Origin of the sequence: Sphingobium bisphenolivorans (assembly GCF_000412635.1) — a bacterium.
Classification (GTDB): domain Bacteria; phylum Pseudomonadota; class Alphaproteobacteria; order Sphingomonadales; family Sphingomonadaceae; genus Sphingobium; species Sphingobium bisphenolivorans.
Genome location: NZ_ASTG01000034.1, coordinates 1 through 11,541, shown reverse-complemented (window position 1 = coordinate 11,541; position 11,541 = coordinate 1). Strand labels below are relative to the sequence as shown.

The following is an 11,541-nucleotide window of genomic DNA, read 5'->3' as shown; positions in this document are numbered from 1 at the left end:
TCGTGATCAATGCATGTTGGTATAAGATTGGACGCATAATGTTCCCATCATCGCCCCCAGAACCGCACCTTGCGGAGGCTTCACCAGTCCGCATAAACAACCGGAACGGAGACAAAGTCGCCATGTGCAGGCAAGGATAACCAAGGCGAGAGAAATGAAACTACGGTACTCGGGAGACAGGAGGTCAACGTATCGCGCCGGGAGCCCGCCGACACCTGTTCCTGCATGAAATGATGTGACGACCATCAATTTCCTCAACATGTACCGGAAGGAGGCGCGCAATCGCCTCGGTGAAGCCGGTTACTCCGTTTGTCCGGAACATGCCGCTGAGGTGCAAATCGCGTGCGGAGGCGTCGTCGATCACGATGGGCGCGAACTTATAGCGATTAAGCCGCCTGACCGCATCTTCGAGCGGTACGTCGTTCAACAGAATATAGCCCTCCTCCCAAGCGAATACTTCCTGTTCGTCGACGTGCCGTCGTAAGTTCACCTTGCCCCCGGTCTGCACCTCGACTTGGTTGCCCGGCAGGAGAGTGATCGCGCCCGGTAGCGCATCCGCAGCCGGTCCGGTGTCGTTTTTCGGTCTAGTCGAGACCGCCACGCGGCCGGACTTCAGAAAAACTCGCGTTGCGCCGTCAAGGCGCTCGACATTGAATATGGTGCCGAGCGCGACGACCGATTGGTTGTTCGCCATGACCACAAAGGGTCGCCGCGCATCATGCGCGACCGTGAAACGGGCTTGCCCCTCGACCAGCCGGATGGTTCTTTGATGCTGGGAATAGGCAATTTCTAGTTCGCTGCTCTGATCGAGTGCGATGATGCTGCCGTCCGCGAGCGTGATATTCTTGCGAATCCCGGTTGGTGTGTTGACGACGTCGCTTGTTGTCGATTCCGGTTGCCGCAGCAGGGTCACCGTCAGAATGGAGAACAGGAGCAATGCAAAAGAGGCGGCCATCCGGTGGATATTGCTGAGCCACCGGTCGCGGCTCGCCGGGTGGGGAGGTGCATCGCATCCATGGTCAGCGAAGTGCGCCATTACCGAACGGGCGGCCTCCGTATCGAGCACGTGTGTGGTGCGGTCGACCTGTTCGAAAGCGCGCAAATTGGCAGGAGACGCAAGAATCCAGTCGCGAAATCGCTCTTTGACGACGCCGTCGGATCCCACCCGCGACAGACGGATGTGCCACCTCGCCGCAGCTTCCAATTCGGCCTGGGTCGGCCTCGAACCGCCTCCGACGTTATTCATCATCGAATCCCAACCGGGCAGCAATATGGCTCACGGCCTTGGCCAGATGCTTTTCAACTGCGCTTGTTGATATGAGGTATCGCCTCGCGACGTCCTTGTGTTTCATGCCTTCGAGCCGGCAGAGTATAAAAATCTGTCGCGTCCGCTCATTCAAGCCAGCGATAGCCGTCCGGATGACCTGCAATTCCTGCTTCCCGGCCAAGATCCGCTCAGGCTCGATCTGTTCAACGAGTTGATGTTCCATGCGCGCTTCATTCACAATGTCTGCAACCGAAGAATGTGCGCTGCTCCTGCGGCTTTGCTCGCGCCGAATATGATCTCGCAACTGGTTCGCCGCTGCCGTGAAAACATATGCCTCCACGTTCTCAACCTTGTCGGAGGCCGACTTTCTTCCAAGGCTTGCGAACACCTCCTGAACTAGGTCTTCTGCCTCGTAGGACCGTCTTATTCGACGTTTGAAATAAGCCAGAAGCGGCGAGCGAAAACGCTGTGCTATAGCAGTTACGTCTCCGGCATCGAAGCTGCCGCCATATCCTGGCTTAATGGCCATCGTGGGCCTATGCTCTTATGTCAGACCGAAATGGACACGGCAGCCGACCCATTGGCGGTGATGATATTTGCCATGGCTGCATTCTCCTCCCCATCGATAGCCGAAGCTTTTTTCCATCCTTATCCTCGTTCGACTGCGCGACACAAGCGTTGCCTGTGCCACTCGACAAACAGGTGACGGCTGCCCACAGCGGCGACTGAAATAATTTTTCGTACCGGGATGAGGAATTCCGCTGAGCTGCGTCTTGCTCCTTCGAGCCGTCGAAACGGCCTATCACAATGGGAGGGGATAAATGCGACATAGTTGGTCTAGCAAGGCGTCCATAGCTGCTCTGGCCGCGAGTGCATTAGTGACACCGGCACAGGCATTTTCCCAGGAGCGCACGTTCAATATTCCCAGGCAACGGCTCGACGCCGCGCTACGGTCCTTCGCACTTCAGGCGGGGCAGCAGACATCCTTCCGTCCCGAGGACGTGCGCGATAGGAGCAGCCATCCGGTGATCGGATCCTATCGCCCCGAACAAGCGGTTCGCCTGCTGGTTGGCCGGGATGCCGCATTCAAGATCGACAGGACGCCATCGGGCGTGTTCCTGATAGGACGCAGCATGCAAATGACGCGCATCGCATCTGCTGCCCTGGCGGTGAACGATGCGGTGCAGTCCGATGTAAGGCCTCAGGCCGCTGCCGCTTCGTCATCGCCTGCGAGTGATGATTCGCCTGCTCTGGCGGATATCGTGGTGACGGCGCAGAAACGAGCTGAGTCCCTGCAGGATGTCCCCCTGTCAATCAATGCCTTAGACAGCGCGACTCTGGAAGCGCGAGGCCTAACCGGCATGACGGACCTGTTTTCCGGTGCCATTCCTTCGATTCAGATGACCCCATCTTCCGGTAGAACATCGGCATTGTCCATCACCATGCGTGGCGTAAATCCCGGCACAGCCTCCAATATTACCCAAGACGGCAGCGTCGGCATCTATATCGATGGCATCTATCTGGGCCGTGCGCACGGGCTTGGCGCTGAACTGCTGGACCTGGAACGCATCGAGGTTCTGCGTGGTCCGCAGGGAACCCTGTTCGGTCGAAACGCGCTGGCCGGCGCGATCAACATGATATCCAAACGACCTACTGGCGAATTCAGTCTGGAACAAATATTGGGCGTTCGCAATTTCGGGGGGACTGATATCGTCACCCGCCTGAATCTGCCGAGCATCGGCAATGTGAGCGTCAAGATTGATGGACTTTACAAGAAGCGCGGCGGCTGGGTGGACAATCCCCTGCCAGGCGAATGGGACTGGAGCGAGTACAAGCGATGGGGCGTTCGGGCTGCGGCTCTTTGGGAACCGACGGACAGGCTGTCGGCGCTATACAGTTATGAAAACTCCCGCGATGAATCGACGCCCTTTTATGTCCATCTCGGGGGCTTGACTCCCGGCGCTCCCCCTTTGGCTTCGATGTTCGAACTGGAGCCTAAGCGGGTTGCCACCTCCCGGGTGGGCGTTCCGCTTGCCCCCAGCGTCGCTAAGATCAAGGGGCATAGCCTGAACGTGGAATGGCAGATCTCCGATGCAGTGCTGTTGCGATCGATCACCGGATATCGGGAAATGACGCAAACGCAGGACGACAATTTCGCGGGGTCATATTTCGCCTTTCGTCCCAACGGGACTTTCGGTCGCCGCAGTTTCGCCAAGGTTGAACAGGACCAATTCAGCGAGGAATTGCAACTCGTCGGAGACGTTGCTGGCTTGAAATATGCGTTGGGGGCTTTCTATTTCGAAGAGAATGCGACCGAGGGGGCTGGTGCGTTATCGTCGCTGCAATTCAATGCAAACGGCACAGGCTATACGGTTCTGCCTGAGCCTGCGATCCTCCCGCTTAGAGTCCGGGCCAGCAAGAATAGAGCCGAGTCCCTGGCGTTCTTTGGGCAGGCAACCTACACGCCACCCCTGTTGGAAGAACGGCTCCACATTACTGCGGGCTTGCGATACACCAAAGATAAGAAAAGCGGTCAGTTGACCTTTGTCAACAATCAGCCCGCGAATCTTGGTTACACATTCAAGTCAGGCACTTGGAATTATCTCGCGGCCGTCGCCTTCGACTGGACGGACAATTTGAACAGCTATATCCGGTGGAGCACCGGCTATCGCGCTGGGGGCGCGAATTCCCGCTCGCGTACGTTCGGGACGTTCGGGCCGGAAAACATGCAAAATTTGGAAATAGGCCTTAAGTCCGAACTCTGGGACAGACGTGTACGCTTGAATATCGCATTGTTCGACATGAGTTACAAAGACCTGCAATTCGCGTTTTCGGATTTAACGGTCACTCCTGCAGCGACAGAGATTGTCAACGCGCTTGACACCGTCAAGATCCGCGGAGCCGAGGTCGATCTTACGCTGGCAGTGGCTCGGGGTCTGACCCTGACGGCCAGCTACGCCTATCTCGACACCGCGCCGCTCAATCTCACCAATCCTTTCGGCGGGGCGAGAGTAACGCAGCAATCGATACAAGCTCCTGAACATGCTGCGTCAGGTGCCATGGATTATGAATTCGGGGCGTTCGATGGCCGCATGGTGGCTCATCTGGATGCCAATTATGCCAGCGGATCCTATAGCAATGTTCTCGACCCTACAGCTGACAATGAGCATATATTGGTCAATGCGCGGCTCAGTCTCAATGATATTGCCAATGTGAGTGGCGGTTCCTTGTCGCTGTCCCTTTGGAGCAAGAACCTTTTCAACCGGCAATATGACCTTTACGATTATCCTCTCGCGGGGCCGGGTCTCGTTGGCGGAATTCTGAGAGTGTATAACGAGCCGCGTACCTACGGCCTGGAAGCCAAAATCAAGTTTTGACCCGTCAGTCTTCAAGATTTTCACTCATGCTTCACTCACGGTCGAGGGCATATCGTATGAGTTTCCTAAAATTCCTTGCCTTGATGATATCAGGGTTCGCCACGCCGGCGCTTGCTTTGAACATCGTGCTCAGCAACGACGATGGGCTCACCAGCAATGTGAAGGCGCTGTACGAAGCGCTGAAGAAGGACCGACATGACGTCATCCTGTCTGTCCCCTGCGTCAATCAGAGTGGGATGGGCGCGGCAATTGCCTTTTCCGCCCCATCGCCCACGCTTGCGGAAGCCTGTCTGAATGACGCCGCCAAGGTGGGCGACCCCACCGCCGGTCCCATGACCAGGAGGGGGCTGTCGCCCGACTATCATTACGTCAAGGGAACGCCGGTGATGGCAACCATGTACGGCATTGACGTCCTCGCCCGAAAAAGATGGGGGAAGGCGCCCGACCTGGTGCTGTCAGGACCCAATGAAGGGCAAAATGTCGGCATGGCAATCATCGGTTCGGGCACGGTGAGCAATGCGCAATTCGCCGCCATCCGAGGCATCCCCGCGATCGCCATCAGCGCGGGCGAGAAGACCGCCGATGCGGGGCTCGCCAATCCTGATTCGCCCAAGATCGCGCGACTGGTTGTCGATCTGGTTGATCAGCTGAGCAGGACTGCGAAGAACGGAAGATTGATGCCCGAGGGCATGGCGCTGAACGTCAATTTTCCCGACAGACTGGAGGGAGCTACCTGGGTAGTGTCGCGCATTGGCAGCTATCAGCAATATGACATGAGGTTCGTGGAGGATATGAGCGCCGAACGGGTTGCGCGCGGCCTGGAATCGGGCGGTTGCGCATGTCCCGGCGTCACCGTTGCCATCAATCACAATCCTGCCCGAACCGATCAGCAGCAGGACGAGTCGGTCGTTTTCCGCAAGAATATATCAGTGTCTCCGATGCAGGCAGGATATGATTCCGGGAAGGAAGCGCGCAGTTGGCTGCAAGCCAGTTTGAATGGAATGAAAAGCGGCTTTGGCCATTGATGTCATGATGGAGCGCTGTAAATGAGCGTAGCAAACCGTCCACGTTTACACGGTTATGATGCGTTAGTTCTCTTGATGACGTGCAATGGCCCGCGGCACATCATGCTTATCAGGAGGAACACGCGGACATGAAGCGTTTAGAAATCTATTTCGCGTCGGCGCTGATGATGGCAGTCCCCTATGGCAGCGCGTTGGCGGGTAATATCGTCGAGGCCACGGTGGAACGGGATGTGGCGAATGAAGTCGTCCTGAAGTGGGAGGCCACGGATCCGGTAGATGTTTTCCAGATTGCATCGCATGATGAGGGACTGGGGGACGCGAGGTTGCTGTCGTCGATGGATGGCGACGGCAAGCATGTGGTAACGCTGGCCTCCAACGCAAGGCCGTATTTCCTTCTGCGGGATAGCCGGAGCGGACAAACCATCCGGCTAGCCGAGCGTGTCCTTCAATACGAACATAGTTCAAATTTCCGCGATTTAGGCGGATATGCCGGAGCAAACGGAAAGCGCGTACGGTGGGGCAGAATTTATCGCTCTGGCGGCCAAGCGACATTGACCAATAGGGACAAGCAATACATCCGCGCCCTGGGCATCGCTAGTCTGGTCGATCTGCGTTCTGACGAGGAGCGAGTTCTTGCTCCCACGCGACTGGATGGGGTGCCTTATCACGCGGTCGGTTACAGCATGGGCGTGATGTTTGAATCGAGGGACAAGGCAAAGGGGGATGATCCCCTTACGGGACTTGACCGTTATGCGAGTAGCTATCGGGGTCTGCCTATCCAGCTTACCCCCCATTTGAAAATGATCTTTTCAGATCTTGTGCTGAATAAAGGACCGATAATATATAATTGTTCGGCAGGGCAGGATCGAACCGGATTTGTCACGGCGATTATTCTGGGCGCGCTCGGCGTTTCTCGCGAGACTATCTATCAGGACTATCTGCTCTCAACACCTTCCCGCCGGGTGCAATGGGAGTTACCGCCGATCAGCGAGACAATGGCGCAAACCAGCCCTGCGGCGGCCCTACTGGCTTCAATTCAGAAAATGCCTGAATATCAAAAAGCAAATCCGCTGGTGACACCGGATGGCACGCCATTTTTGAAATTCGCTTTAGACGAGATTGACCAGAAGTGGGGCTCCCCAGATGCTTATTTGGCACATCAAGTCGGTATATCTAAAGTCGATATCGTTCGGCTTCGCGATCTATATTTGGAATAGGCGATCGCCTTAGTAACATGCGATGATCTTTTCCTGCGTCCCCGCAATCGAAAGTGCGCCCACGCAGAAACTTGCCAGCGTGGGCACGACCGCATCGGCCTCGATAATCTGAACATCATCGACCCCGAACGATTTCACCGACTTCGATTTCGCGAACGGCACCCGCTACCCGGAACTGGCCACTGCCTCTGTCGGACCAGCAACCTATCGGTCAGGCGCGACCGTCGCCTATGTGCCAATATCTCTCGATCGGCCCACGCCAAACACCGTTATCGCGCGTGTCATGACGGAGGATGGCACAGGCCTTGTGAAAGGTGTCGCCGGGGTCAATTATCAGCTGAAGGCGCAGATGGGGTGAATTTCTGCCGTTACCCTGCTCGTCACCCCAGCGACCCGCAGGGCGGTGAAACCAACGTTGGGTTTCAGCCAGGAGGCGCAGCCAAGCCTCACCAGATCCCAGCCGTCGTCTATATAGTGGATGGAGCTGGCATCACTCAGTAAGCGGTGTTCTCAGCCCACGTTGATCCAAGGCATGAGTTTATGAACGCGATTAGCGGGATGGCCGTTGGCGAGTGCATTGAGGGTCTGGGTCAGCCAGTCGTTGGGGTTGATCCCGCCCAGCTTGCAGTTTTCGATGAGGGTGGCGATCACCGCCCAGTTGTCGCCGCCTTCGTCGGAGCCAGCGAAAAGTGCGTTCTTTCGGTTCAAAGCCAAGGGGCGGATTGATCGCTCGACGGTGTTGGTGTCGAGTTCGATGCGTCCGTCGTCGATGAAGCGGACGAGGCCGTCCCAGCGGCTTGTTGCATAGCGAATGGCTTCAGCCAACTTGCTCTTGGCGCTGATCTGGCGGAGTCGGCCATCAAGATAGAGCTTGAGATCCTCGGCAATGATGCGGCTGCGTTCGGCGCGCTGAAGGCGGCGCTGTTCAGCGGCCGAGCCGCGCACCTCGTCTTCAATGGCATAGAGCATGGCGATCCCGCGCAGGATCTCGGTCGCGACCGGCGAATTGGCGGCTAGATCATAGAATTGCGGCGGACATGGGACCAGCAGAAGGCAAGGCTGAGCTGCTGACCGCGCCGTTTGGCGAGAGCTGTATAGCCGCCATAGCCATCGACCTGCAGGATGCCTGCAAAGTCTCCAAGGTGGATGTCGGGCCGCTCGGCCTTGCGGTCTGCCGCATAGACATAGGCTACCATCGGCGGACCTGCGCCACCCCATGGTCGATCATCGCGGGCATAGGCCCATAGCTGACCAGTCTTCGTTCTGCCGCGCCCGGTATCGAGCACCGGCGCTCCGGTCGCGCAGCGGCCGCAGATACCATGCTGCCCGGCCCACCCAGTCCGCCAGGGTGGAGCGATCGAGCCTGATATCCTGTCGGGCATAGATCTGAGCCTGCCGGTATAACGGAACATGATCGGCATACTTCGACACCAGCACTTGGGCGATCAGCGCTTCGGTCGGGATCCCGCCTTCGACTATGCGCGCTGGAGCAGGCGCCTGGACGATCGCGTCTTCGCACGAGCGACAGCCATAACGCGGGCGGCGTGTCACCAGCACGCGGAAGGTGGTGGGCACGACGTCCAGGCGCTCGGCAACATCTTCGCCGATCTGATGGAGGGCCCCTTGCAGCAAGGGCAGGCCTTGTCGTCGAGATCGACAATCTGTTCGATCCGCTCGAGGTGCGCAGGCAATGAGCCACGGTTGGTCTTGCGGGGCTGATCGCCGCGGGATCGCGGCGCAACAGCCTCTCTGGCGGCACGGGCGTGCCCAAGGGCGATCTCGACATCTTCCAGCCCCAGCTGGAGCTGATCGGCATCGAGCTGTTCGGACCGGCGGCCAAAACGGTGCCGTATGAAGGCGTCGATAATCGACTGAAGACGCTCGATCTCGGCGTCCGCCTCGCCCTTGGCAACGTTCAGGTCCGCCAGCCTGACCTCAGCTGCGGCGCGCTCTTCCGCCAAAATCCGGGACTGCTCCAGGACGAGCGCGCGGAGCGCGTCGATGTCGTCGGGCAGGTCCGCTTGCGTGAGCATGACGACAGTGAAACGAAGTTCAGCGCAGCTAATCAGGAGCGAAAAGCCCAGTCAACCGGCAATCTGCGGTGCCTGTGGTCGACGGCCGCCATGGACTCGGCGCCAGTCCAATGCCTCCAGAAGCGCACCAAGTTGGGCGGCGGAAAGGCGCATCACGCCATCCTGGATGCCGGGCCACTTGAAGCCGCCTTGCTCCAGACGCTTCGCCATCAGGCACAGGGCGGTCCCGTCCCACCAGATCAACTTGATCCGGTCAGCACGCTTGGCCCGTAAGACGTAGATCACGCCGGAAAATGCATCACCGCCATATTGCGCGCTCACCAATGCGGCCAAGGCGTCCGGCCCTTTGCGAAAATCCACAGGGCGGGTCGCTACCATCACGCGGGCACCAACTCCTGGTCCAATCATCGTGTCGCCCTGAGCGCATCGATTACCGCCGCGATGATGCTGGCATCGGCGCCGCGGCCTATCTTCACTGCCACTCCGTCGATCCCCAGCTCGACCGCGCTGCCCTTTGCCGCGCCTGCTTCCGCGGGCGCTTCGCTGGAGCAGGTTCGATCGACAGCGGCTCCTCGATAATCGCCGGGACAAATGCGGGCGCCATCGTGCGGGCGACTGGCAGCGCAACGCCGCGGGCCTCCATCTGCTTGCGCAGCTGCCGCCGCCAGGTGAACAGCTGCGATGGGCTCAGGCCGTGCCGACGGGCAACGGCGCAGACCGTCTCCTGCTTGGAATAGCTCTCCGCGATGATCGCGGCCTTAACTTCAGGCGGCCAATCCCGCCGCTGGCCTGCACCGGTGAAAACCTCGAACCGCTGAACCTTGCTGGTGCCAGCATCGTCACATGGCATCGTCATATCACCAGCGTCCTCCATCCTGATCAGGAGGCGCAGACTCACGGCTACACTTTACGTCCGCAAGGTGGGGCCGCGGCCACGCTTACTGAACGTCGGCTTACCTCGATTCCTGATCCTGAAGCCGACATTCGCGAAAGTCCCAAGGCCAGTCAGACGCCAAATGGCACGTTCCGCGTTTAAGCGCGCGGAATTTGCACTCGAACGACGAACAGTGGCGCGTGTTTGCGGTCAAGAATGATCCGCGCTTACAGATAACGCACCACGGAATTGATATCGACCAAGCGCCTCAGTTCCCCTGCCCGGCTATCGCGCCACCCGGCATCGCTCTGCGCATGAACGCGCCGAACATCGGCACGGTAAAGGCCGTCTCACCATAGCCCGGGGTGTAGATCATGCCCTTGGCGATCAACGATGCCCGGATGGGTCCCAAGCTGGAAGGCTTGCGACCCATATGGTCCGCGATGGCGGCCGAGGCGAAGGGCCCCTCCCCCAGATCCGCCATGGCGCGCAGATATCGCTTTTCCGACGGGGTGAGCCGATCAAAGCGAACGCGAAAAAAACTGTCATCGAGCGCGGCAATCGCGGTGGAGTGAGCGAGATCGACGTCGGCTACGGTAATCGGGCAAGCGGCAGCCGCATCCCAGCATTGTTTGCCCCATTCCTGCAGGAAATAGGGATAGCCTCGGGTGACTGTGATGATCTGGGCAACGGCATCGGGCTCGATCGTGCAGTCCTCCGCCTCAATCGGATGGACGAGCGCAGCGGTCGCCGCATCGTTTCCGAGCGGGCCGATACTGGTGAAGAGGAATAGCCGTTCGGCATAGGATTTGGCCTTGCCCATTTGGCCGGCGAGCTGCGGCAGGCCGGCGGCCACCAGCGTGATTGGCCTGTCATTCTGGCGCGCGCGGTGCAGCGCGGTGATCAGCGCCGCCAGTTCGCGTTCGGGGACATATTGCAATTCGTCGATGAACAGCACGAGCGCTGTTTTCCGCTCCGCGGCTGCAACGCCGGCAATATCAATCAGATCGATGAGATCGGAGTCAAGATCGCCATTATCCGCTACGCCAATTTCCCCCAGGTCCAAGGACGATTCCAGCTCGCCATAGCTGAGCTTGAACGCCTTGACGAACCGGGCAAGGGCGCCCAACCCGCGCTTTGCTGCCGTCATTGCCGCCTGCCCGCGGTCGAGTTTCAGAAGGGCGGTCCGCAGGGCCGGAACCAGCATCGCCGGCAGCGACTGCCCCTCGGGCGCCTCGATCGGCACGCACAAGATGCTCTCGCCTTCTGCCGCGCGGCGCATGGTGTTGAGGAGCACGGTCTTGCCCACGCCGCGCAGGCCGAGCAGGATCATGCTTTGCGCATGCCGTCCATTGCGGATGCGGTCGAGCGCGATAGCGACGGTTTCAAGCACATCTTCGCGCCCGGCGAGCTCGGGCGGACTGCTGCCCGCCCCGGGGGCAAAGGGATTGCGGCGGGGATCCATTCTAAGCGATTTAGCCGGTTCTAGTTGATTCGGGTAGAACTATATAATTTCGCTATAGCTCAAGCGGGCGGCTTGCTGTCAAGGCGAGCGATCGAGGGGCACTCCCCGCTTCAGCCCGTTGTTGTCACCAAAACGCGGCTTTATGATCGGCAAACCCCTTTGCGTGGCGCAGACGATCACCAATAGCGCGGGCAATATCTAACCGATTTTGGCCATGAGCCGCCCCGCCGCTCCCTGTTCTGCGGCGAGATTGCGGTTTTATACCAGCCGTCAGTGACGCTGA

Annotated in this window: 8 protein-coding genes and 1 pseudogene; 3 read left to right on the top strand and 6 right to left on the bottom strand. The window is 58.9% G+C overall.

Going from position 1 to position 11,541, the window contains the following annotated elements:
• Positions 1–184: 184 nt before the first annotated feature.
• A complete protein-coding gene (locus L858_RS21095) occupies positions 185–1,249 on the bottom strand; it encodes a FecR family protein (RefSeq protein WP_022684584.1) in 1,065 nt (354 codons plus the stop codon).
• A complete protein-coding gene (locus tag L858_RS0118645; protein WP_022684583.1) occupies positions 1,239–1,796 on the bottom strand; it encodes an RNA polymerase sigma factor in 558 nt (185 codons plus the stop codon). Before L858_RS0118645 ends, L858_RS21095 begins: the two co-directional genes overlap by 11 nt.
• A 292-nt stretch (positions 1,797–2,088) precedes the next feature.
• Here L858_RS0118645 and L858_RS0118640 point away from each other — a divergent pair, with 292 nt between their 5' ends.
• From L858_RS0118640 to L858_RS0118630, 3 genes are all read left to right on the top strand, one after another.
• On the top strand, positions 2,089–4,644 hold the full coding sequence (locus L858_RS0118640) for a TonB-dependent receptor (protein WP_081643406.1): 2,556 nt from the start codon (positions 2,089–2,091) through the stop codon (positions 4,642–4,644).
• 125 nt (positions 4,645–4,769) lie between these two features.
• On the top strand, positions 4,770–5,669 hold the full coding sequence (surE, locus tag L858_RS0118635) for a 5'/3'-nucleotidase SurE (RefSeq protein ID WP_238565003.1): 900 nt from the start codon (positions 4,770–4,772) through the stop codon (positions 5,667–5,669).
• Positions 5,670–5,797: 128 nt separating this feature from the next.
• Positions 5,798–6,886, top strand: a complete 1,089-nt coding sequence (locus tag L858_RS0118630) for a tyrosine-protein phosphatase (RefSeq protein WP_022684580.1) — start codon at positions 5,798–5,800, stop codon at positions 6,884–6,886.
• Between the two features lie 510 nt (positions 6,887–7,396).
• Here the strand turns inward: L858_RS0118630 and tnpC are convergent.
• From tnpC to L858_RS0118595, 4 genes and pseudogenes are all read right to left on the bottom strand, one after another.
• A pseudogene (gene tnpC / locus L858_RS20720) lies at positions 7,397–8,919 on the bottom strand (IS66 family transposase).
• Positions 8,920–8,970: 51 nt separating this feature from the next.
• The gene (tnpB, locus tag L858_RS20715) at positions 8,971–9,297 is read right to left on the bottom strand and encodes an IS66 family insertion sequence element accessory protein TnpB (RefSeq protein WP_037504984.1); all 327 of its coding nucleotides are present in this window, start codon (positions 9,295–9,297) and stop codon (positions 8,971–8,973) included.
• 94 nt (positions 9,298–9,391) lie between these two features.
• Positions 9,392–9,775, bottom strand: coding sequence for a transposase (locus L858_RS20710; RefSeq protein WP_238565002.1), 384 nt, complete (start codon positions 9,773–9,775; stop codon positions 9,392–9,394).
• Positions 9,776–10,061: 286 nt separating this feature from the next.
• Positions 10,062–11,258 carry an ATP-binding protein gene (locus L858_RS0118595; RefSeq protein WP_022684576.1) on the bottom strand — a complete coding sequence of 399 codons (1,197 nt, stop codon included), beginning with the start codon at positions 11,256–11,258 and terminating at the stop codon, positions 10,062–10,064.
• Positions 11,259–11,541: the final 283 nt, after the last annotated feature.